This window comes from Enteroscipio rubneri, assembly GCF_963929405.1.
Lineage (GTDB): Bacteria > Actinomycetota > Coriobacteriia > Coriobacteriales > Eggerthellaceae > Enteroscipio > Enteroscipio rubneri.
This window is the reverse complement of record NZ_CAWVIN010000002.1, coordinates 100,902-123,873: the sequence shown is the minus strand read 5'-3', so window position 1 is coordinate 123,873 and position 22,972 is coordinate 100,902. Positions and strand designations below refer to the sequence as shown.

General features: G+C 62.3%; 14 protein-coding genes. 9 read left to right on the top strand and 5 right to left on the bottom strand.

The annotated features are described in order from the left end of the window. Positions 1–55 precede the first annotated feature (55 nt). Entirely contained in the window at positions 56–1,354 is a 1,299-nt protein-coding gene (locus ABGT83_RS03900; RefSeq protein WP_346686049.1) for an aminotransferase class I/II-fold pyridoxal phosphate-dependent enzyme, read from the top strand. Between the two features lie 65 nt (positions 1,355–1,419). Here the strand turns inward: ABGT83_RS03900 and ABGT83_RS03895 are convergent, their stop codons facing one another. The 4 genes from ABGT83_RS03895 to ABGT83_RS03880 all read right to left on the bottom strand — a co-directional run bounded on the left by ABGT83_RS03895 (position 1,420) and on the right by ABGT83_RS03880 (position 7,235). Next, positions 1,420–2,151 carry a response regulator transcription factor gene (locus tag ABGT83_RS03895; protein WP_103265554.1) on the bottom strand — a complete coding sequence of 244 codons (732 nt, stop codon included), beginning with the start codon at positions 2,149–2,151 and terminating at the stop codon, positions 1,420–1,422. Further along, positions 2,129–3,877, bottom strand: a complete 1,749-nt coding sequence (locus tag ABGT83_RS03890; RefSeq protein WP_170042489.1) for an ATP-binding protein — start codon at positions 3,875–3,877, stop codon at positions 2,129–2,131. The genes ABGT83_RS03895 and ABGT83_RS03890 overlap by 23 nt, the downstream gene beginning before the upstream one ends. Positions 3,878–4,028: 151 nt before the next feature. After that, on the bottom strand, positions 4,029–4,607 hold the full coding sequence (locus tag ABGT83_RS03885) for a 4Fe-4S dicluster domain-containing protein (protein WP_103265556.1): 579 nt from the start codon (positions 4,605–4,607) through the stop codon (positions 4,029–4,031). Between the two features lie 12 nt (positions 4,608–4,619). Then, positions 4,620–7,235: a molybdopterin-dependent oxidoreductase gene (locus ABGT83_RS03880; RefSeq protein ID WP_346686048.1), complete on the bottom strand. Its 2,616-nt coding sequence runs from the start codon at positions 7,233–7,235 to the stop codon at positions 4,620–4,622. A 289-nt stretch (positions 7,236–7,524) separates the two neighbouring features. On the opposite strand from ABGT83_RS03880, the gene ABGT83_RS03875 reads away from it, so the two are divergent. Beyond that, positions 7,525–8,208, top strand: coding sequence for a TorD/DmsD family molecular chaperone (locus tag ABGT83_RS03875; RefSeq protein ID WP_346686046.1), 684 nt, complete (start codon positions 7,525–7,527; stop codon positions 8,206–8,208). A 658-nt stretch (positions 8,209–8,866) separates the two neighbouring features. Here the strand turns inward: ABGT83_RS03875 and nifJ are convergent. Next, positions 8,867–12,409: a pyruvate:ferredoxin (flavodoxin) oxidoreductase gene (gene nifJ / locus ABGT83_RS03870; protein ID WP_346686044.1), complete on the bottom strand. Its 3,543-nt coding sequence runs from the start codon at positions 12,407–12,409 to the stop codon at positions 8,867–8,869. A 734-nt stretch (positions 12,410–13,143) separates the two neighbouring features. On the opposite strand from nifJ, the gene ABGT83_RS03865 reads away from it, so the two are divergent. From ABGT83_RS03865 to ABGT83_RS03835, 7 genes are all read left to right on the top strand, one after another. After that, positions 13,144–14,736: an ABC transporter substrate-binding protein gene (locus tag ABGT83_RS03865; RefSeq protein ID WP_239926604.1), complete on the top strand. Its 1,593-nt coding sequence runs from the start codon at positions 13,144–13,146 to the stop codon at positions 14,734–14,736. Between the two features lie 342 nt (positions 14,737–15,078). After that, positions 15,079–16,035, top strand: coding sequence for an ABC transporter permease (locus tag ABGT83_RS03860; RefSeq protein ID WP_103265561.1), 957 nt, complete (start codon positions 15,079–15,081; stop codon positions 16,033–16,035). Between the two features lies 1 nt (position 16,036). Beyond that, on the top strand, positions 16,037–18,064 hold the full coding sequence (locus tag ABGT83_RS03855) for a dipeptide/oligopeptide/nickel ABC transporter permease/ATP-binding protein (RefSeq protein ID WP_346686042.1): 2,028 nt from the start codon (positions 16,037–16,039) through the stop codon (positions 18,062–18,064). After that, on the top strand, positions 18,061–18,936 hold the full coding sequence (locus tag ABGT83_RS03850; RefSeq protein WP_103265563.1) for an ABC transporter ATP-binding protein: 876 nt from the start codon (positions 18,061–18,063) through the stop codon (positions 18,934–18,936). The genes ABGT83_RS03855 and ABGT83_RS03850 overlap by 4 nt, the downstream gene beginning before the upstream one ends. Before the next feature lie 187 nt (positions 18,937–19,123). After that, positions 19,124–20,095 (top strand): dihydrodipicolinate synthase family protein, encoded by a 972-nt coding sequence (locus tag ABGT83_RS03845; RefSeq protein ID WP_103265564.1) that lies wholly within the window; start codon positions 19,124–19,126, stop codon positions 20,093–20,095. An 18-nt stretch (positions 20,096–20,113) separates the two neighbouring features. Beyond that, on the top strand, positions 20,114–21,328 hold the full coding sequence (locus ABGT83_RS03840; RefSeq protein WP_346686039.1) for an AGE family epimerase/isomerase: 1,215 nt from the start codon (positions 20,114–20,116) through the stop codon (positions 21,326–21,328). Between the two features lie 168 nt (positions 21,329–21,496). Continuing rightward, positions 21,497–22,873, top strand: a complete 1,377-nt coding sequence (locus tag ABGT83_RS03835) for an ROK family protein (protein ID WP_103265566.1) — start codon at positions 21,497–21,499, stop codon at positions 22,871–22,873. Positions 22,874–22,972 lie beyond the last annotated feature (99 nt).

Genomic DNA, 22,972 nt, shown 5'->3' with positions numbered 1-22,972 from the left:
ACAGCGGGCCGCATGAGGCCGGCCTGCAGCGGAGGCGACGAGGGAAGGAAGCACGATGCCCACCTATGTGGAATTGGGAAACGACGAGCTTGCAGCTCTGAAAGATCGACTGGAGCGCGAGCATGCGGAGATCAAGGCGCGGGGCCTGTCCCTCAACATGGCGCGCGGCAAGCCGGCCAAGGCGCAGCTCGACCTCAGCATGCCGCTGCTCGAAACGATAACCACGCTCGAAGATTGCGTGTCGACCGACGGCACCGACTGCCGCAACTACGGTGTGGTAGACGGTCTTCCCGAAGCGAAGGCGCTCATGGCCTCCATGCTCGACGATGATCCGGAAAACGTCATCGTGTGCGGCAATGCCAGCCTCAACATCATGTACGACGCCCTGGCTCGCTGCTGGTCGTTCGGAACGCTCGGCAGCACCCCGTGGAGCAAGCTCGAAACCGTGCGCTGGATCTGCCCCGTCCCCGGCTACGACCGCCACTTCGGGGTGACCGAGGCCTTCGGCATTGAGATGATCCCGGTTCCCATGACCGACGAAGGTCCCGACATGGGCGAGGTCGAGAGTATCGCAGCGTTCGACGAGAACGTCAAGGGCATCTGGTGCGTGCCCAAGTACTCGAACCCCGGCGGCATCACCTATTCCGACGAGGTGGTGCGCCGTCTGGCTTCCATGGTCTGCGCCGCCGACGACTTCCGCATCTTCTGGGACAACGCCTATTGCGTACACCACCTCTTCGACGATGCGGCCGAACAGGACCAGCTGCTCGACATCGGCCACGCCTGCGTCGAAGCCGGCAACCCCGATCGCTATTTCAAGTTCGCCTCCACGTCGAAGGTGACCTTCCCGGGCGCCGGCATCTCCGCGCTCGCGGCCAGCCCCGCCAACGTCGTTGAGATCAAAAAGCGCATGGGAGTGCAGACCATCGGCCACGACAAGCTCAACCAGCTGCGCCACGTGAGGTTCCTGAAGGATGCAGAGGGTCTGGCGGCGCACATGGCAAAGCACGCAGCCATCCTGCGCCCGAAATTCGAACTAGTGAACCGTAAACTGGAGGAGAGCCTGGCTGACGTGGGCGGTTGCTCGTGGAGCAAGCCGCGCGGCGGCTACTTCGTGTCGTTCGACGCTCCAGAGGGTACCGCGAAGCGCATCGTCGCGCTCGCCAAGGAGGCAGGCGTCACGATGACCGGCGCGGGTGCCACGTTTCCACTCAAGCAGGATCCGCGCGACTCGAACATCCGCATCGCCCCCACCCTGCCCCCACTCGAGGAACTCGACGAGGCGATGGACGTATTTGCCTGCTGTGTGAAGCTGGCCTACGCCGAGCATCTGCTGGCGCGTCGCCAGGCCTAACTGCGCGCAGATGCGCATCGCAGCGGCAAGAAAGCCGCCCCGTGCGGCTTTCTTGCCGGTTTAGCTCAGACATCCTCGTCGTCGTAGCGCTCGATCATGCTGTCTTCGCCCAGCCGGTACCCCTCCCTCCATACCGTCTGCAAGTAGCGGGGCTTGGACGGATCATCTTCGATCTTGCTGCGAATCTTGCGCACGAATACGGCGATGCTGGCCGATTCGGGCATATAAGCCTGCCCCCAGACGTTCTCGATGATGCTCTGCGCCGTGAACACCTCCCCCAGATGATTTGCAAGAAATGCGATAATCTGGAACTCCTTGGGAGTAAGGTTCGCGTACTCGCCGTGTACGAGCACCTCGTTTTTCTTGAGACGTATCTCCATGTCGCCCACGCGCACCACCGAGCGACTGCCGCGTCTTGGGATGCCGTCCTCGTTGAGCCTCGCGCGCCGCAGCCCCGCCTCGATACGCATGAGCAGCTCCTGGCCGTTGAAGGGCTTCGCAACGTAATCGTCGCAACCAGCGGCGAACCCGATGCTTTTGTCCACGATATCGCTCTTCGCCGAAAGCATGATGATGGGCACCTTCGGATCGAGTCCGCGAATATCTCGACACAAGTCGAACCCGTTCACCTCCGGCATCATCACATCGAGGATCACAAGATCGGGCCGTTCTCGTTCGAACATCCCCACAGCCCGAGCGCCGTCGAGCACCGAGATGCACGTATGCCCGCGCCGCTCGACGATCTTGCAGACGGCGTCACACAGATCGCGTTCGTCATCGACGATCAGTATCTTCATCCAGTTCGTCCTCCTCCACCGTTTCGACGGGAAGCGTCACGGTGAACGTGCTTCCCACCCCCAGCTCGCTTTCGACGCTCACCGTCCCGCCCAGCACCTCGACCGTCTTCTTCACAAGCGAAAGCCCCAGGCCGCTGCCGCGGTATTTACGCGATATCGATGCATCCGCCTGCACGAACCGATCGAAAATCCCCTCCAGGCTATCATGCTCGATGCCGATGCCGTCGTCCTCGACGGCGAACGACACGGTTGCGCTGCGCGCGTCGAACGTCGTAAGCAACCGTACGTGACCGCCCTCCCCGGTGAACTTCACGGCATTGCTCATGAGGTTGCCCAGGATCTTCTCGATCTGCACCCAATCCCCCTTGATGAGCGGAACATCGCCGGGCACCTCGGATGTCACGGTTATGCCTTTGCCACGTGCGATAGGATCGGCAAGCGCGGTCACAGCGCACACCAGATCCACGAGATCGATGGTTTCGCGCGCAATCTCAAGCGCGCCGGACTCCACGCGCACCATGTCGAGCGCGTTATTGACCATCTCCAGAAGCGTCAAACTGTGCGCCTTCACCTTCTCGATACAATCGCGGCTTTCCTCGCTATGCTTTTCGCCCGAAATCTCCCATAAATCAACGAAGGCCAGGATAGCTGTGAGCGGTGTGCGCAACTCGTGGCTCAGGATGGCGACGATGTTTGTCCGGTACTCGTTCTCCTCCTTGAGCTTCTCGTTCGTCTCCGCCAGCATCTGGTTCGCCCGAGCGATACGCTCCCGTTGCTCCTCCAGCAGTGCGTTCGCTTCACGGTAGAGCTTCGTCCTGCTGTCGACCTTCTCCTCGAGCGTGGTGTAGAGCACATCGAGCTCCCGCGCCATGGCCTCCACGCCCGTGGCAAGGTCGTTCAGCTCGCGAGAATGACCCATACCCTTGAGATCCACTTCTAGGTTTCCACGTCCCACCTCCACCGTCGCGTCCTCGATGCGCGCGATGGGCGCCGTCACGTTGCGCCGGAAGAAGAGCACGCTCGCGCCGAACGCCACCGAGAGGAACAGCACGAAAAACACGGCCGTACGGCCCGTATTGAGATCGATGCCGGCCTGATACAGTTCGGCCGGCGCCGTGATACTCACCGCTCCGCCGATATCTCCGATCCGAAGGCCTTCCTTCTCGAAGCCGGTCACATCGAGTTCGCCCTTCGGACCTCCGTGGCAGTCCATGCAGCTCTGGGTCAAATAGATCGCGCCCACGTAGCGGAAGTTTCTACCGCCCTGCTCGTCGTCGACAAAATCGTAGTATTCGTCGGAACCTTCGTTGTAGAAGCTTTCGAAAGCCGCCTGCTCGAACATGTCCGGCTCGTCGAGAGCGTTGCGCGGATCGATGCGCGTGTAGCGCAGCGTGTACTGGTAATCGGTGCTCATGGAGAACAACTTGCCTACGCTTTTGCCCACAAGCGAGCAGTACAATCCTTTGAAGTCATACGTGCCGTCGCTGTCGTAGTTGATGTTCGGCTGCTCATAATCAATGAAATCCCACGTGGCTCTCACAGACTTCTCCAACACGCGAGCTTCCGAGAGCATCTGCTGCTCCATCTGACGCGCTTGCTCGCTATACGACCACGCGGTGTACGTCGCCACCAGAACCGTCGCGATGCATGTCATCAGTACGACGTACTGCACAATCAGCGGCCGCCTTCCACGCGACGCCGCCCGCTCGTCCCGCTTCATCCCCATCCACCCCCTACCTTTGCAGACCGCCGCGCAAACGGACTGCATGTGCCATGCGAAAACCGCGCGGCACATGGTGCACCATACCCAAAACGCAATTACGCCGCAAGCCGTTCCTCGCGGCTTGCGGCGCTAATCGTCGTGTCGAAACGGCGGTTTAGATCATGATGGGCTCGCCCAGACTCTCAGCCGCCACCGAGCGGGGCTTGATCAGCGTGTTCGGACCGGTCTTGCCCTCACCCATAGCCGGAAGCTCACTAACCAGGCCTTCGCCGTGCTTCTCTTTCAACTCCTCAACATCGCCGAAATCGAGGGCGCGGTATGGACACGCCTCGACGCATGCCGGCTGATATCCTTGGGCGCGCAGCTCGATGCACCCGTCGCACTTGTACGCGAGACCGGATGTCTTGTCGATGCGAGGCACGCCGAACGGGCACGCATTCTCGCACGACGAGCATCCGATGCATTTCTCGTGATCGATGGTCACTGTTCCGTCGTTCTCGTCTTTGACGATGGCGCCAACGGGGCACACATCCTTGCAGGCCGGCACTTGGCAGTGGTTGCAGGTCGCTGCAAAATGGTACATTTTTACGCTCGGGAATGCTCCGACCTGGTAGGTGCGCACCTCGCGCAGCACCGTGCCTACTTCGAGGCGGTTCTTGTCCTTGCACGCCACCTGACAGGTCTTGCATCCGGCGCATCTCGTCTGATCGTAGAAGAAGCCGACTTGGTTCATAGCCATCCCCCTTTAGTCCAGCGAGACGATGCGCTGCGGCAGCGTGCAGTCGGCGGGCAGCGCCTCGCCCTCGTAGCGCTCGAAATCGCAGTTGTAGTTGTTGTATCCCGACGTTCCCATGCCGCTTGTCACCGATCCGCACAGAACGTTGTCTGTACCCGCGCGATCGACCCCGGCCTCTTCGTCGTAGTCGAGCCAGGCGCCATGCGGCAGACCAACGCAACCAGGCATAATGATCTCGGTCACCGAGGCTGTGCGCAACGTCGCACCGTGCGCATTGAACACCCGCACGGTATCGCCGTCGGCAACGCCCTTGGCCGCCGCATCCGACGCGTTAACGAACACCGGATTCGGCCACGCCTCGCGCAGCCACGGGGCGTTGTCGAGCACCGGATGCGCTCGCCTCAGGTAGTGCGGGTTGTACACCACGAAGGGATACGCGCTCGGCTCGCCGCCGACCACTCCGTCCGCAAAGGTGCCCTCGCGGCCTTCGGGAGCGGGCACGTAGTTCGGATACGGCTTGAAGGTGCCATCGGGGCTGTATCCCATGCTGTTGAGCATATCGGACTTGTACTGGCAATAGATCTCAAACTTGCCGGAATCGCTCGGGCGAGGATTCGCCTGGGGATCCTCGATAAAGTCCTGGTACCCAATGCGCACGTACGAGTCGCCTTCGGCGCGTTTAATGGTGTAGCACCCGTTCTTCAGGAACTCGGCAAGACCTACGACGCCTTCCTGCGGCTCGCCGTCGCAGCCCCATGCATCAATGTCTTCTTGCGTCACCGTCACAAGCGTTTTATTCTCGCCCGCCTCGTCGACGAACGTGCAGCCGAGAATCTGATTGAAAAACTGCTGCTTCTCATTGATGGGCCAGATGTCTGTCGGATCCATGCCCAGCCTCTCGGCCAGCATCGTCCCGATCTCCTGGTCGGTCTTCGCCTCGAACAACGGCTCCGTGACCTGCGTGTACACTATCACGGTCTCGCGACTGCGCTGGTGTCCGGGGAAGCCGCCCACGCGCTCCCATTCGGTGGTGATGGGCAGCACGATATCGGCGTACTTCGCCTGCGCGTTGAAGAAGTGCGACGAGCACGTGACGAATTCAAGCGAGCGGATCGCCTCGACGGCCTTCACAGCGGACGGCGTGTTCTGTATGCGCGCTGCGCCCTCAAGCGACAGATACCTGATATCTGCCTGCTTGATGTCCTGCGCGTTGAACTCATCCGAATAAGCCATACCGGTGCTATTGAACGAGCCATCGAGCATGCTCTGCCAGAGAAGTGGCGCCGAGATGCATTCCGTAATGGGGTTCTCGACAACGGGAAGTCCCGTTTCGCCGAACGCGGCCAACGTCGGGCCATGCGTACCGGCGAACGTCTTGTAGGCGCCGCCGCATGCATGTCCCGATTTGCCCATATGACCGCCCATGGCGCCCACTGTCATGAACAGCTGGGGCACGTTGTCTGCGCTCGCACAGCGTGCAAGAGCGTAGTTGTGCAGCAGCATGACTTTGCGATCCTTGCCGATGGTGCCCGCAAACCACGCGATATCCTCTTCGGTCGCTCCGCAGATGGCGCTCGCCCATGCCGCGGTCTTGGGGACGCCGTCGTAGTCGCCCATGAGATAGCCTTGGAAGTTCTCGTCAAGCTTCGCATCGGACGGCATGTGGTCCCCGTCGAAGCCCACACAGTAGGTGTTCAGGAAGTCGCGATCCACCACGTCCTGCTGGATCATCTCATAGGCTACGCCCAGCAGAAACGCCGTGTCGGTGCCTGGATAGATGGGAATCCAACGCGCATCAAAGTACGCGGCCGTAGCATTGTACGACGGGCCCACGTACACGAATTGGACGCCGGCCGCGATGGCCTGGTCGAAGTTGTTCATCGTGGTGCCGCCCGATGACCACACCGGGTTGCCGCCCATGAGCGCGATGGTCTCGGCGTTCTTCAAATCGAATCGGTCGTTCGTCTCCCCAAGGTCGGCGCCCGGCAGCCCGAGCTTCGACACGTTGAACGAATACGTGCCGCACGAGCTGGTGTCCGTGACCTGAATATAGCCGCCCAACTTCGCGAGCACCTGCTCGATACCCGGACCGCCGTTGCCCACCACCGAACGCGGACCGTAGGCATCGTAGATGCGCTTGACCTCGTCGGCGATATAGCCGATAGCCTCATCCCAGGTGATGCGCTCCCACTCGTCTTTGCCGCGCAGTTCGCCATGGGCGTTTTCGCCGCCGCCCGGCTGCCAGCTCGCCCGCTTCATGGGGTACTTCAGACGATCGGCACCAAAGCACTGCTGTTGTTGCGAGCGGCCGCGGGGACATCCGCGCTGCTGCAGCCATTCGAAGCTGTCCTCGTGGGACGTGTCGCTGCCCTGCCGGACGACGACGCCATCCTTCATGAGCACGCGATTGACGCAGCGCCCGCCGCAGTTGTGCCAGCACGCCGCCGATATCCACTCGCCCTCGTCAGCGGCTGGCGTAGACGCCCCCTGCTGCCCCTGCCCGTCAGCCTGGCAGGCGACGAGCGACGAAGATGCCGCGAGCGATGCCGCGAGCACTGCGCTGCCCGCTACGAAGCGGCGACGGCTCAGCGCACGCTCAGAGATCTCCGCAATGAGATTCCCCATGGGTTCCCCCCTACTCCTCGATCCTTGCTTTCCGATGATCGCGCCTGCGGTACGAGTGTGGGGGGCATGAAGAAGTTCGAAGCTCTGCAGCACATATCGCCGCTCAGCCGTTCGGCCCGGCCCCGAGCGCCCCTTTCGACATCGATGATCCCAGGTCTTGAACATCGGTTCCGACACGCTATAATATAGCCGCTCAATCGGGAGGTAACAAGCATTTCACCTGGTAAGAGCGATAGTTTTTGAGTAATGAAGCTTAACGCCCGGTAAGGAACACGGAGAGGAATCAGCCATGGAAAACTCTCGGGATGCAACCGAAGCGATCCTCCGCCAACGTCACCTCGCGCTTCTGCTCTTTCGTCGAGCATTCGCCGAAGAGCCGGATGCCGCATTCATGGAGTCGATGGCAAGCGCAACCGCCATCGAGGCTATCGAGGTGTTCGCTGCGGCTGATCCCCGGTTAGCGGCCATGGCAAGCACCATGCGCGAACTTCCGCAGGCAAGCGAAGCTGCCCGCTTCCTCGATGAAGCCCGGGCGGAATACACGGCGCTGTTCATAGGGCCGGCGAAGGCTATCGCGCCGTTCTGGGAGTCCGTGTATCTTGATCCTCGCGAGCTACTGTTCCTCGAAAGCACTGCCGATGTGCGCAATCGATACGAAGCCGAAGGCTATCGTGTCGGCACGACAACGCGCGAAGCGGAAGACAGCATCGCGTTCGAGCTCGATTTCATGGCCTGTCTCGCTGAGCGTACGATTGCGGCGTTTCGTGACGGAGATGGCCAGGAGTTCGCGCGCCTCGTACGCGTGCAGCAGGCGTTCGAGCAAGACCATATGCTCGACTGGCTTCCCCAGTTCGCAGAGCGCGCGAAGGGCGTTCCCTCCGCTTGCCTGTATCCGATGCTATGCGCCGCCGTCGCCGCATTCGTAGCCGTCGATACCCACATCCTCGAAGAGTTCGCCGAAGAAGCAGCCTGACAACCTGCGGCATGTCTACCTCGCTTCGGCAGCTGGATTAGCGAATTCTGCGAGAAAAACGAGGTATGGGAAGGCTAGCAAGACTTCGGATCCAAACCGTCATCGCGTGACCTGCGCAAACGCGGCTAAGGACTCGCACGCCCCCTTCGCAAGGGGCCCGAAAACCGGCTCCGGGGTTCCCATACCTCGTTTTCTTGACGGAATTTGGCTTTTCAGCTGCCGAACCAAAATCGACATGCCGTCGGATGTCGATTTTGGTTCGGCAGCTGAAGCCTCGTTTTTTTGGCAATAAAACACCGAATAGGGAAACCTCAACCGCCTGGAGGCAGGACCGATCGGCTTCTTGCAGTAAAAGGCCAGTTCGCGAAAAAGGTCTCTTTCTTTTCGGGGTGCGATACTTCCGAATTGGTTTTTTGCCATCGGAGGCCCATCGCGCGCATGGCGGCCGCACGATGGGAACGCACGCGCGACCTTTCGTTCCAAGCGCGCTTGTCCATGAGCAAACGCTCCCTAAGCACACCATGACCAGCACACTAAAGCCTCGACTCTTGCGGGGGCTCCAACCGCGTCCTGTACAGCACTGAAAAGCCCCCGGCGAATTGCCAGGGGCTCTGATGTGCAGCAGGCCTATGAAAGCCAAAACCGATGAAGGCTGCTTCTACGCTTCCGCGTAGACGTCCTTGAGCTTGAGCAGGTGCTCGTAGCGCTCCATAGCCGCTTTCTCATTGCGCAGGAACAGTTCGGTAGCACGCTCGGGGAACTCGCGGGTCAGGCGGCTGTAGCGCGCTTCGTTCATGAGGAACTCCTGATAGCCGCCCGCAGGCTCCTTGGAATCGAGTACGAACTTCTTGCCGGCCGGAGCAGCGGGGTTGAAGCGGAACAGGTTCCAGTAGCCGCAGTCGACGGCCTTCTTCATCTCGTCCTGGCAGTTCGCCATGCCGCCCTTGATGGAGTGCATCTCGCACGGCGAGTAGCCGATGATGAGCGACGGTCCGTGATACGCCTCGGCCTCGGCGATGGCCTTGATGGTCTGGGCCGGCTTGGCGCCCATGGCGACCTGCGCCACGTACACGTAGCCATAGGCCATGGCAATCTCGGTGAGACTCTTCTTTTTGACCTCTTTGCCCGCAGCGGCGAACTCGGCCACCTGACCAATGTTGGTCGCCTTCGAAGCCTGGCCACCGGTGTTCGAGTACACCTCGGTGTCGAATACGAACACGTTCACGTCCTCGCCTGAAGCCAATACGTGGTCAAGACCGCCGTACCCGATATCGTAGGCCCAGCCGTCGCCGCCGAAGATCCAGACAGACTTCTTGGACAGATACTCCTTGTTCTCGAGTATGTCGATAGCGTAGGGGCACCCCTTGGTCGCCGACTCCTCGGCCACGGCGATAAGCTTCTCGGCCGCCACGGTGTTGGCTGCGCCGTCATCCTTGGTCTCTAGGTACGCAGCGATAGCTTCTTTTACCTGATCCGGAGCCTTTTCATTCGCAGCCCACTCCTCGAGGATGCCCTCGAGGCGGCCGCGCACGGCCTCATGACCAAGCAGCATACCCAAACCGTGCTCGGCGTTATCCTCGAACAACGAGTTCGACCACGCCGGGCCGCGCCCATGTTCGTTCACCGTATAGGGCGAGGTAGCCGCCGGACCGCCCCAGATAGAGGAGCAGCCGGTTGCGTTCGTGATAAACATGCGGTCGCCGAACATCTGCGTAACGAGCTTGGCATATGCCGTCTCGGCGCAGCCCGCGCAGGCGCCCGAGAACTCGAGCAACGGCTGCTTGAACTGGCTGCCTTTTACCGTCGCGTCGGCCAGTTCGGGCTTTTCGGCCACGTTGTCCACGCACCAGTCGAAGACTTCTTGCTGTGCGAGCTGCGTATCGGTGTCCACCATGGCAAGGGAATCGGACGGGCACACGTTTACGCACACGCCGCAGCCCATGCAGTCGAGCGGCGAGATGGCCAGCGTGTACTGCATGCCAGCAGCAGCCTTGCCCTTCGCCGGCACCATGACCGTAGCAGCGGGCGCATCGGCAGCTTCGGCCTCAGTGAGCGCGAACGGGCGGATGGTGGCGTGCGGACACGCAAACGCACACTGATTGCACTGAATGCAGCTCGCGGCATCCCACACCGGCACGCTTACGGCCACACCGCGCTTCTCGTAGGCGGCCGCGCCCTGCTCGAATTGGCCATCCACGTGGTCGATAAACGCGGACACCGGCAAGCGGTCGCCGTCCATGCGGCCAACCGGCTCCATGATGCTCGTGACCTGCTTCACCAGCTCCGCGCGACCCTCGAGCTCAAGAGTTTCACTCTCGTCAACCGCGTCGGCCCAGCTGGCCGGAACATCCACCTGAACGAAAGCGGTTGCGCCCGCATCGATGGCCCGGTGATTCATGTCGACGACATCCTGGCCTTTTTTCAGATAGGACTTCGTAGCCGCGTCCTTCATGTACTGGATGGCCTCTTCCTGCGGCATGACGTTCGCCAAGGTGAAGAACGCCGACTGCAGGATGGTGTTCGTGCGCTTGCCCATACCGATTTCACGTGCGAGATCGATGGCGTTAATAGTGTAAAGCTTAATGCCGTTCTGCGCGATGTAGCGCTTCGCCTCCGCGCTCAGGTGATGCTCAAGCTCCTCAGGTGTCCACTGGCAGTTGATCAGGTACGATCCGCCCGGCTTCACGTCGTTTACCATACGGAAGCCCTTGGTGACGTAGGAGGGATTGTGGCAGGCGACGAAGTCGGCCTTGTTCACATAGTAGGGGCTCTTGATGGGCGAATCGCCGAAGCGCAGATGGCTGATGGTCACGCCGCCGGTCTTCTTGGAGTCGTACTGGAAGTAGGCCTGCACATACTTGTCGGTGTTGTCGCCGATGATCTTGATGGAGTTCTTGTTCGCACCCACGGTGCCGTCGCCGCCCAGGCCCCAGAACTTGCATTCGATTGTGCCTGCAGCCGCGGTGTTCGGGCTTGTCGGATCTTCGGGCAGCGACAGGTTCGTCACGTCGTCGACGATGCCCACGGTGAACTCGCGCGCCGGCGCGTCCTTCTCGAGCTCCTTGTAGACGGCAAACACCGACGAGGGCGGCGTGTCCTTCGAAGCTAGGCCGTAGCGTCCGCCCACGACAACAAGGTCGGAGCGTCCTTCGTGCGACAGCGCGTTGATGACATCCATATACAAAGGCTCGCCGAGCGCACCCGGCTCCTTCGTGCGGTCCATGACGGCGATCTTCTTGACCGTGGTCGGCAACGCCGCCACGAACTTCTCGGATACGAACGGACGGTACAGGCGCACTTTCACGAGGCCCACCTTCTCGCCCTGTGCGTTGAGGTAGTCGATAACCTCCTCTACCACGTCACAGAACGAGCCCATGGCCACGATCACACGGTCGGCATCGGGCGCGCCGTAGTAGTTGAACAGCTCGTAGTTCGTGCCGAGCTTTGCGTTCACCTGATGCATGTAGCTCTCAACGATGGCCGGCAGCGCATCGTAGGCGCCGTTGCAGGCCTCGCGGTGCTGGAAGAAGATATCGCCGTTTTCGTGGCTGCCGCGCATGGCCGGGCGCTCCGGGTTGAGCGCATGGTCGCGGAATTCGCGCACGGCGTCCATGTCGCAGAGCTCGGCGAGATCGTCGTAATCCCAGACGGCGATCTTCTGAACCTCGTGCGATGTGCGGAAGCCGTCGAAAAAGTTGATGAAGGGGATGCGGCCCTTGATGGCAGCCAAGTGCGCCACGGCGGAGAGGTCCATAACTTCTTGCACGTTGCCTTCTGCAAGCATCGCGAAGCCCGTCTGACGACACGCCATAACGTCGGAATGGTCGCCGAAAATGGAAAGTGCTTGCGTGGCCACCGTGCGGGCGCTCACGTGGAACACGCTTGGCAGTTGCTCGGCGGCGATCTTGTACATGTTGGGGATCATGAGGAGCAGGCCCTGTGACGCGGTATAGGTAGTGGTCAGCGCGCCGGCAGCCAGCGAACCGTGCACGGCTCCCGCAGCACCGCCTTCGGACTGCATCTCACACACCTTTACCTCGGTACCGAAGATGTTCTTCTTGCCCGCGGCGGACCACTGGTCCACCAGATCGGCCATAGGGCTCGACGGGGTGATGGGGTAGATGCCCGCCACCTCGGTGAACGCATAGGAGACGTACGCCGCGGCGTTATTGCCGTCCATCGATTTGAATTCTCTCGTCATATTCCTCTCCTTTGAAGGGGGTTCCGCGTTTACCGGTCGACCACCTTCGAGCGCATGGCGCCCGAACGAAGCGCATCGGCGGACCGCAGCCGCTCCTCCTGCTCAGAACTCTTCGTCTGCTTGGACATACCGCCCATCATACCAGCACGCACTCGTATGGCGCAGGGGCAAGCGGCGGGCGGAGCAAACGGGGGCGTGTCGAATCGGCAAGCGGCTGCAAATGTGATGAGGGCGTGAAGGCGTTGCCTTCTTGCCCGACTCAACGATGCAAGGCTGCCGGACGCGAGCAGGTCGAGGGCACGTTTGCCATCCACCCGGCGCAACGCACTCGCGTTCGACCCTTCCGGCGCGTACGTTCGCAGCCTTGAACTCGTCAGCCTCAACAGCACCTCACGCTATCCACCCCATCGCGTTCATGTCCCCGATGATACCACGCACCTGCGGGAAATCGACATGCTGGGAGGCTCCGCGAGCCGACGATAACGCCGCAGCTCGGAAGCCCATCGACCCTGTTCGGAGAGGCGCAAGAGGTCCTAACCGCATCGAAACGCCGCCGAGAGCCGGTTCGAGGACACCGCCCTTCGCCGCAATCGCGATGAAGATACTTTCTTTTCCTACCGATTTCGCCGATAATAGGGCCCGCTGTTGTGCACGTGCTCAAACGCATGCGCACATGTACGATCCGGGACCGCAGGTCCCGGCACCGAAACGGAGGGAAACCTATGGAACAGCATATGAAAGCATCGTTGACTCGCCGCACGTTCCTGGCGGGAAGCGCAGTGGCTGCGGCGACGGCCGGCCTCGCGCTCAGCGGCTGCGGCAGCAACGACACGAGCTCCAGCTCCGGCTCCACCGACTCGGGCACGGCGGCTTCGGGCGGCGCCTTGACGGTCGCCAGCATGAACACGACCGACACGTACATGCCGTTCAACTGCTCGAAGGCATTGGCGCTCGGCGCGAACTGGCATGTCATGGAGGGCCTATACGAGCTCGACATGGCCACCTACAAGCCCTACGCCGCCCTGGCCGCAGGCGACCCGGTGGAGGTGTCCGAGACCGAGTACGAGGTGGCGCTGCGCGACGGCGCCGCATTCTCCGACGGCACGCCCGTCACCGCCGAGGATGTGGTGAAGTCTTATGAGCGCACCATTGGCGAAAAGGGCGCGCTGTACCTGTCCATGCTGAACTTCATCGACAGCATTTCCGCAAAGGATGACTCCACTGTCACCATCAAGCTGGCCTACCCGTTCAGCCTGCTCAAGGAGCGTCTGCCGCTCATTAAGGTGGCTCCAGCTTCGGCCTCCGACGACGTGCTGACCTCCCAGCCGGTTGGCACCGGCCCCTGGATGTACGCCTCTGCCCCGACGGAGCAGGCAATCGAGTTCGCGCCGAACCCGAACTACAACGGTTCGCACCCGGCTAAGGCCGACACCATGCACTGGGATATCATCGCCGACGACACGGCGCGCACCACGGCTTTGCAGGAGGGCACCGTGCAGGTCATGGAGAGCGTGCCGGCCGATGTCGCCGACCAGCTCAACGCCGCCGGCGCCACGGTCGACGACGTGCAGTCCTTCGGCTTGGCCTTCATAATGTTCAACACGAAGAAAAAGCCCTTCGACGACTACCGCGTACGCCAGGCGTTCCTGTACGCCATCGACATGGAGAAGCTCATCAACAACGCGCTGTCCGGCAAGGCCACACCGCTCAAAAGCTTCTTGCCCGAGAACCACGCGAACTTCCACGAGGCATCCACGGTGTACGCTTACGACCCCGAGAAGGCCAAGAGCCTGCTCGCCGAGGCCGGTGTGAGCGATCTGTCCATCGTACTCAATACTACCGACACCGGCTTTATCGTGGCACTCGCACCGCAGATCCAGAACGACCTCAAGGAGATCGGCGTGACGGTGACCGAGATCAAGTCCGAGCCGTCCAAGACGATGTATCCGAACTACACCGACACCGACGACCCGCAATTCGACGTGGTGTTGGCCCCGGGCGATCCGAGCTGCTTCGGCCTCGATCCCGACCTGCTCATGAACTGGTGGTATGGCGACAACACTTGGACGCAGAAGCGCACCCAGTGGAAGGGATCGGACGAGTTCGCACAGCTGCAGGATCTGCTTTCCCAGGCTGCTCAGGCCGCAGATGGTTCCGCGCAGCAGGAGCTGTGGAACCAGTGCTTCGACCTCATCGCCGAGCAGGTTCCGCTGTATCCGCTGTTCCACCGCACGGTTTCCACTGGCTACTGGGCCGATCAGCTCGACGGCTTCAAGGCCATCGGCACGACGTCGGTCAGCATGATCGACGTGGCTCCCAAGGCGTAAGTTGCCACATACGGTGAATTCGCGAACTTGAGAACCGGCCCTTCGCGGGCCGGTTCTTTTTTCGCCTGGAAACCGAATGCCCGCTGCTGCCGCTGCATCCAGGCAAACTCGGATCGATCGCCGCCTCAACGTTGCCGAAGCGATCGCCTTCGTGCTGCGCAGAGGCGCGGACCTTCGCCCGCCCGCACCCGAAGCGACCATGCGTTTCCAAGGTCTAACCTGCGCGCATTCGATCTTCGAAACCCTGCCAACTTGTATATAATGGAAGCGTCTGCGCACGGTCTATGCAGATGCCCACCCGACATGCGGGCACAGCCCGCCGACACGCGAAAGGAGGATGCGGTGAACAATCTTCTGCGGCTGATCGGCAACCGACTGATCGCCCTGCCGATCATGATATTCGGCGTCACAATCCTCACCTTCTTCCTCATGTCGTTTTCCCCCGTGGATCCAGCCTACTCGGCCCTGGGAGAAAGCGCATCCCCGGAGGCCATCAGCGCCTACCGTGAAGATCATGGCTTGAACGATCCGTGGATCGTCCAATACGGGAACTTCATGGCGGGGCTCGTGCAGGGCGACATGGGCACCTACGGCGCTAGCCAAGCCTCCGTGGGAGACCGCATCGCCGCCGCTCTCCCCATCACGCTGCAACTCACTTTCATCGGCCTCATCATCGCTGTCGCGCTGGCCGTGCTGCTGGGGGTGATCTCGGCCGTGTTCCGCGACAAATGGCCCGATCAGATCATCCGCGTGTTTTCCATCGCCTGCATCGCCACGCCGTCGTTCTGGCTCGCCGTGCTCATGATTCTACTGTTCTCGTCGATGCTGCACATCCTGCCGGCCGCAGGCGCCCTTCCCAGCTTCTCCAGCGATCCGGGCGGATACCTGGCGCGCATGGCCATGCCTGCCATAGCCTTGGCCGTGCCCGTCGCAGGCCAACTCACGCGCGTGATCCGCACATCCATGGTCGAGGAGCTCGACAAGGACTACGTGCGCACCGCCATCGGCGCAGGCATTCCCCGGCGAACGGTCATCGCGCGCAACGTGCTGCGCAACGCGCTTATCACGCCCGTCACCGTCATCGGTCTCAAGATCGGCTATCTGATCGGCGGTGCAGTGGTGATCGAAGTCATCTTCAACCTTCCTGGCATGGGCATGGCCATCATCGAAGGCGTGCAGGGCAACTATCCGGCGCTCGTACAAGGCGTTACCTTGACCGTAGCCATCACCTTCATCGTCATCAACATCATCGTCGACATGCTGTACATCCTTATCAACCCCCGAATCAGGACGGTGTAGCATGGTGAAGCTCAGAGGAAATCTCACTGCAACCATGGAAGCTAACGCGGGCACCGTTCGCTTCCGTCACTGGCGCGCGATGACGCTGGGAGCGCGCATCTCGCTCATCGTGCTCGTGCTCATCGCGCTCACGGCTATCTTCGCCCAATGGATCGCGCCCCACGACCCGCTCGAAATCTTCGTCGCTCGCCAAGCACCCGATGCACAGTTTCTGTTCGGCACCGATGACAAGGGCCGCGACGTGCTCTCCCGCATGATGTACGGCGCGCGCTATTCGCTTGTCATCGGTCTGGGCGCAACGGCCTTCGCGCTCGTGTGCGGATCCATCATCGGCTCCATCGCCGCCGTCGCGCGCAAGTGGGTGTCCGAAGTCATCATGCGCTGCCTCGACGTCATCATGTCGTTCCCGGGCATCGCGCTGGCCGCCACGTTTGTCATCGTGTTCGGCAACTCGGTTCCTTCGCTCATCTTCGCCATCGGCTTTCTCTACATCCCGCAAATCGCCCGCATTGTACGCGCGAACGTGGTAAGCGAGTACAACCAGGACTACGTGCGCGCTGTGGTCGTAGCGGGCGCACGCGCTCCGTGGATCCTCGTCAAGCACGTGATCCGCAACTGCCTCGCGCCGGTCATGGTGTTCACCATCGTGCTCGTAGCCGACGCCATCGTGTTCGAAGCGTCGCTCGCCTTCATTTCCGCCGGCATCCCCGAACCTACACCCACCTGGGGCAACATCTTGGCCGACGCGCGCAACGGCGTGCTGGCCGGTCGGTGGTGGCAGGCGCTGTTCCCCGGTCTGGCCATCATGATCACCGTGTTGTGCCTGAACATCCTGTCCGAGGGCATTACCGACGCCATGGCCGCAGCGCCGAAGGCTCCCGTCAAAGCCGCCGACGATGCGCTCGCCGCCAACCGCGAAGCCGACAAGCTCGTCGCCGACCCGACGCTCGCCTACGCAGCGCAGTCCGAAATGCTCGAACAGCGCCTCGCCGAGCTGCAAGCCGTCGAGAAAACGCGCGGCGACCGCTTCCCTGCGCGCACAGACGTGCCGCCGATCCTAGAAGTCAAAGACCTCTGCATCAAGTTCCCCCGCCATGGCGATGTGAATGTGGTCGACCATGTGAGCTTCGTCGTGCGTCCACGCCAGACCATGGGTCTTGTAGGCGAATCCGGCTGCGGCAAGTCCATCACGTCACTGGCCATTATGGGGCTGCTCGATCCGAAAGCCCACATAACCGGCGAAGTGCTCTACGATGGGCAGAACCTACTCGCCATGGACGCGAAGCAGATGAACGCCCTCCGCGGCCGCGAGATCGCCATGATCTACCAGGACGCCCTTTCTTCGCTGAACCCCTCCATGCTCATCAAGTCGCAGATGAAGCAGCTCACCTCACGCGGCGGTACACGCTCTGCCGAGGAACTCTTGGAGTTGGTGGGCCTCGATCCGAAGCGCACGCTGGATTCCTATCCCCACGAGCTTTCCGGCGGCCAGCGCCAGCGCGTGCTCATCGCCATGGCGCTCACGCGCGATCCGAAGGTCATCATCGCCGACGAGCCCACCACGGCCCTTGACGTGACCGTCCAGAAGCAGGTCATCGAGCTCCTCAACAAGCTGCAGAAGGAACTGGGCTTCGCGATGGTGTTCGTGAGCCACGATCTGGCGCTTGTGGCCGAGGTGGCCAACTCCATCACGGTCATGTACGCCGGCCAGGTGGTGGAGCAAGGTCCGGTCACGGATATCCTGTGCCACCCGGTACACGAGTACACGCGCGGGCTTTTGGGCTCGGTGCTGTCCATCGAAGCCGGCGGCGACCGCCTGCACCAGGTGCCGGGCAGCGTGCCCAGCCCTCGCGACTTCCCAACAGGAGACCGCTTCACTCCTCGTTCGAGCCACCCCGACAAGGTCTCGCAGCTGCGTCCTGTGCTCAAGCGTGTGCCCGATACCGACCACTACTTCGCCGAGCTGCCCGACAGCGAGCTCAAGCGACTGGGCATCAAGCCCTACGTTCCAGGAGGTGCGATCATATGAGCGATCAGCAACGCGTGATCGACGGCACTGCCGCTCCTGCAGCCGCCGATGCGGGCGGAACGAGCGAGCCTGCCCCCATCATCTTTCTCGACGACATCAGCGTGACGTTCAAGACGCGCACCGGATCGATACTGCACCCGAACAAAGTGCAGGCCGTGCGCGGACTCACGCTCAAGCTCATGCCGGGCGAGACGCTCGGCATCGTGGGCGAGTCGGGCTGCGGCAAGTCGACGACGGCGAACGTCATGTGTGGTTTACAGGCTCCCACGACGGGTAAGGTGTTTTTCAAGGGCCAGGACGTGACGAAGCGCACGGCCGAGATGCGACGCGTCATCGGGCGCGTGATCTCGGTGGTGTTCCAAGACCCGGCGACAGCCCTCAACGCGCGTATGAGCGTGCACGACCAGCTGCTTGACCCGCTCAAGGTACACAGGATCGGCGACAAGGACTCGCGCGAGGCGCGCGTGCAGGAGCTCATCGAGATGGTCGGTTTGCCGGGGTCGGTGCTCGACGCGCTGCCAGGGCAGCTCTCGGGCGGTCAGCGCCAGCGCGTTGCCATCGCCCGTGCGCTCTCGCTCAAACCCGACGCCATCATCGCCGACGAGCCCACGAGCGCCCTCGATGTGTCGGTACGCGCGCAGATCCTCAACCTGCTCATGGACCTGAAGCGCGATTTAGGCCTGTCGATGGTATTCATCAGCCACGATATACAGACGGTGCGCTACATTTCCGATCGCATCATCGTCATGAACGCCGGTCGAGCCGTTGAGCGCGGTACGTCCGAAGAGGTGTTCGCGCGTCCGAAGGACGACTACACGAAGCTGCTTCTGGGCGCCGCGCCTTCGCTTCTGCATCCCGAACTGGGCAAGTAATACAGGAAGGACGGTTTGGCGCGCTCTTCTTGCCATGCTGGGCGAGACGCGTTCGTCGGATCCCGAGCGCCCCGGTTCGCCGGGGCGCTTTTTATGTGATGGACAACCGAATACGTTGACGCTCTCCCTTGGTGGCCTTTACCCTTTTACCGTTTGCAACGAGACCTGGAAAAGAGGATTATCCCCTATGACCGATTCACCGTTTCGCGGCGTCATCCCCCCGGTCGTCATCCCGCTGACCGAGAAGCGCCAGCTCGACCTCGAGGCGCTCGAACGCTCCATCAACCGCATGATCGAGGCCGGCGTCGATGGCCTGTTCTTCTTGGGCTCTTCGGGCGAGGTGGCCTTCCTCACCGATGCGCAGCGCTATCACGTGCTGCAAGAGGCCATCGCCATGGTGCACGGCCGCGTGCCGGTGCTCACGGGCATCATCGACATGGAGACCATGCGCGTGGTCGACCAGGCCAAGCGCGCTACGGGATACGGCGTCGACGCCCTCGTGGCCACCGCTCCCTTCTACGCGCTCGGCGGCCCCAAAGAGGTGGAGCGCCACTTCCGCGCTATCCGCGAGTACACCGACCTGCCGTTGTTCGCCTACGACCTGCCCGCCTGCGTGCACACGAAGCTCGATCCCACGATGCTCGTGCGCCTCGGCGAGGACGGCGTGCTACAGGGCGTGAAGGACTCCTCGGGCGATGACGTGTCGTTCCGCTGGCTGTGCCTGCAGAACGAGGACGCCGGCCACCCGCTGCAGCTGCTGACCGGCCACGAGGTGGTCGTCGACGGCGCGTACCTGGGCGGCGCCGACGGTTCGGTGCCAGGCCTCGCGAACATCGATCCGGCCAGCTACGTGGAGCAGTGGCGCGCTGCACAAGCCGGCGACTGGGAGCGCGTGCGCGAGATCCAGAACCACCTCGCCCGCCTCATGTTCGTCACGCGCGAAGTGAAGGCCACCGTGGGCTTCGGCGCCGGCGTGGGCGCGTTCAAGACGGCGCTGTGGCAGATGGGCGTGTTCAACACGAACCAGATGCGCGAGCCCGTGTGCGCGCTGGAGGGCGAGGACGTGGAGCATATCGTGAGCGTGCTGAAGAAGGCCGGCCTCATGGACGCCGACGCGCCGACGCGCGTCGCGCATTGGAACGCCTGCCCTACCGAATGACGAGACAAGGAGAGCCCCATGACCGCCCAACACAACCAGAAGCTTTTGGATGCGCGCGACTGGTGCCGCCAGGAACTGGACAAGAGCATCGCATTTTGGCTCGAGCACGGCCTGGATCGAGAGCACGGCGGAGTGTACACCTGCCTCGACCGGATTGGCGAAGTCTACTCCACCGATAAAAGCGTGTGGATGCAAGGGCGCTGCGCCTGGATGTTCTCGTACCTGTGCCACCTCTATGGCAAACGGCCGGAGTGGATGGAAGCCGCGAAGAGCTGCCTCGACTTTTTAGAGAACTACTGCATCAATCAGGAAGCGGGCGGTCGCCTGTACTTCACGGTGACGGCCGAAGGCAAGCCGCTGCGCCAGCGGCGCTACTGCTTCTCCGAGGGCTTCTACGCCATCGCGAACGCCGAGTACTACGGACTCACTGGCGAAGCAAAGCACCTCGAGCGTGCGCGGTGGGCCTACCATATGATCTACGACCTGAACAACAGCCTGATAGACGATCCCACCGGACTCGGCCCCAAGACACTGCCCGAAACGCGCTCCGGACATACGCTGGGCGATCCGATGATCTTTCTCAATATCATCAGCATCATGCGACGCGTCGATCCCGCGAGCATCGAGGAATACGATCGCCACGCACGCGAGTGCACCGATCGCATCGTAAACGATCACTATCGGCCGGAACTCGGTTGCACGCTGGAGAATGTCAGCCTCGCCGGCGAGCCGGAGCTGTGGTACACGGCCGGGCGCGTGGTGAACCCGGGCCACGACATCGAGTGCAGTTGGTTCATGATGGACGAGGCCAACTACCGCGGCGACGAGGAGCTGCATCGCACGGCCGAGCAGATTTTCCGCCTGGCCATCGAGGCAGGATGGGACGAGGAATTCGGCGGCCTGCTCTACTTCATCGACTGCAAGGGCCTGCCCACCGAAGCCTACGAACACGATATGAAGCTGTGGTGGCCCCACAACGAGATCATGATCGCCGCCTCGAAGGCGTACCGCGACACCGGCGACGAGTACTACCTGGACTGGCTTTTGAAGACGATGGACTACTGCAAGCAGCATTTCGCCGATCCCGAGTACGGCGAATGGTACGGCTACCTGCGCCGCGACGGCCTGCCCACCATGCCCCCCACCAAGGGATCCACGTTCAAGGGCCCCTTCCATGTGCCCCGCGCGCTGTCCATGACCGAGCGCGTGCTGACCGAACTGATAGGAGACTAGACGTTCCGTCGGCCTGCCGGCCGACGGAACCGCCCGACGCTGCGGCGCTCCGCAGCACCCTGCGCTTTCCCTCGCGTGCAGAAGCACGCTCGGCCGCGCAACACGGCAATTCGAGGCACCGCGGAGCGCCTCGCCAACTTGTTTACCAACTTGCGAGAAAGGTTATGCATGAACTACCTGGGTATCGATTACGACGTCAAGAACATGCCCGTGCTGGACGAGGGCTTCGTGCCGTTCGGCGTGTGGATGAAGGCGTACCTCGAGGGCGCCACCCAGCCCATCGCCGTGGCCGTGGAGCGCGAGGACGGGCTCATCTCGGTTCGCGAGAGCGCGATCCGCGGCGGCGAGTTCGCCGAGGCCGACTTCCGCTACGTGGAGCGCCTGGTGAAGTTCGAGCTGTGGAGCATCGGCGGCTTCCGGGTGTACCTGCGCGGCTGCGACGACATCGCGGCGAAGCTGGCCGAGGCGTACTCGCCGGAAGGCGCGCGCGCGTTCGACTACGGGTTCGTGGGCGACGTGTACGAGAAGCCGCTCGAGGTTGTGGCGTGCACGGAGGCCGACTTCCCCGCCGCCAACGAGGCCGCGAAGAAGATCGGCGGCCACATGGAGGGCTGCCGCATCGGCTTCGACGCCGGCGGGTCGGACCGCAAGGTGTCGGCCGTCATCGACGGCGAGTCGGTGTACTCCGAGGAGGTCGTGTGGTTCCCGAAGGTCACGGAAGACCCGGAGTACCACTTCAACGAGATCGTGACCGCGTTCAAGACCGCCGCCTCCAAGATGCCGCGCGTCGACGCCATCGGTGTGTCGTCGGCCGGCACGTTCGTGGGCAACAGCCCCATGGTGGCCTCCCTGTTCATCAAGGTGCCGCGCGATCGCCGCGACGAAGTCAAGAGCATCTACGACCGGGCCGGCAAGGAGATCGGCGACGTGCCGCTCGTGGTGGCCAACGACGGCGACGTGACCGCACTCGCCGGCTTCATGAGCACGGGTTCGGGCGACATCTTAGGGATAGCCATGGGCACGTCCGAGGCCGTGGGCTACGTGAACGACGAGGGCAACGTGCTGGGCTGGATTAACGAGCTGGCGTTCGCGCCGGTGGACCTGTCACCTGAGGCCATGCAGGACGAGTGGTCCGGCGACTTCGGCGTAGGCTGCAAGTACTTCAGCCAGGACGCCGTCATCAAGCTGGCGCCGGTCGCCGGCATCGAGCTGGACCCCGCGCTCTCCCCCGCCGAGAAGCTCAAGGTGGTGCAGGGCCTAGCCAACGAGGGCCACGAGGGCGCGCTCGACATCTTCCGCTCCATAGGCGTGTACCTGGCGCACACGCTGGTGCTGTACAGCTCGTTCTACGAGATCAAGACGCTCCTGGTGCTGGGCCGCGTGGCCTCCGGCGTGGGCGGCGACCTCGTGATCAGCGAGTGCAACCGCGTGCTGGCCGAGGAGCACCCCGAGCTGGACGCGCAGATCAACGTGACGCTACCCGACGAGATGATGCGCCGCGTGGGCCAGTCCGTGGCCGCCGCCTCGCTGCCGGCAACGAAGTAGGGCTCATCATCGCACAACCTGAAGGCCGCTGCTATGCTAAGCGGCCTTTTTTCGAGCCGGACAACAAGAAAAGCCGTACGTCCGACGCGCAGACGCAGC

Coding starts and splice junctions, on each gene's coding strand:
- ABGT83_RS03900 (WP_346686049.1), top strand. CDS start 56: ATGCCCACCTATGTGGAATTGGGAAACGACGAGCTTGCAGCTCTGAAA.
- ABGT83_RS03895 (WP_103265554.1), bottom strand. CDS start 2,151: ATGAAGATACTGATCGTCGATGACGAACGCGATCTGTGTGACGCCGTC.
- ABGT83_RS03890 (WP_170042489.1), bottom strand. CDS start 3,877: ATGGGGATGAAGCGGGACGAGCGGGCGGCGTCGCGTGGAAGGCGGCCG.
- ABGT83_RS03885 (WP_103265556.1), bottom strand. CDS start 4,607: ATGAACCAAGTCGGCTTCTTCTACGATCAGACGAGATGCGCCGGATGC.
- ABGT83_RS03880 (WP_346686048.1), bottom strand. CDS start 7,235: ATGGGGAATCTCATTGCGGAGATCTCTGAGCGTGCGCTGAGCCGTCGC.
- ABGT83_RS03875 (WP_346686046.1), top strand. CDS start 7,525: ATGGAAAACTCTCGGGATGCAACCGAAGCGATCCTCCGCCAACGTCAC.
- nifJ (WP_346686044.1), bottom strand. CDS start 12,409: ATGACGAGAGAATTCAAATCGATGGACGGCAATAACGCCGCGGCGTAC.
- ABGT83_RS03865 (WP_239926604.1), top strand. CDS start 13,144: ATGAAAGCATCGTTGACTCGCCGCACGTTCCTGGCGGGAAGCGCAGTG.
- ABGT83_RS03855 (WP_346686042.1), top strand. CDS start 16,037: ATGGTGAAGCTCAGAGGAAATCTCACTGCAACCATGGAAGCTAACGCG.
- ABGT83_RS03850 (WP_103265563.1), top strand. CDS start 18,061: ATGAGCGATCAGCAACGCGTGATCGACGGCACTGCCGCTCCTGCAGCC.
- ABGT83_RS03845 (WP_103265564.1), top strand. CDS start 19,124: ATGACCGATTCACCGTTTCGCGGCGTCATCCCCCCGGTCGTCATCCCG.
- ABGT83_RS03840 (WP_346686039.1), top strand. CDS start 20,114: ATGACCGCCCAACACAACCAGAAGCTTTTGGATGCGCGCGACTGGTGC.
- ABGT83_RS03835 (WP_103265566.1), top strand. CDS start 21,497: ATGAACTACCTGGGTATCGATTACGACGTCAAGAACATGCCCGTGCTG.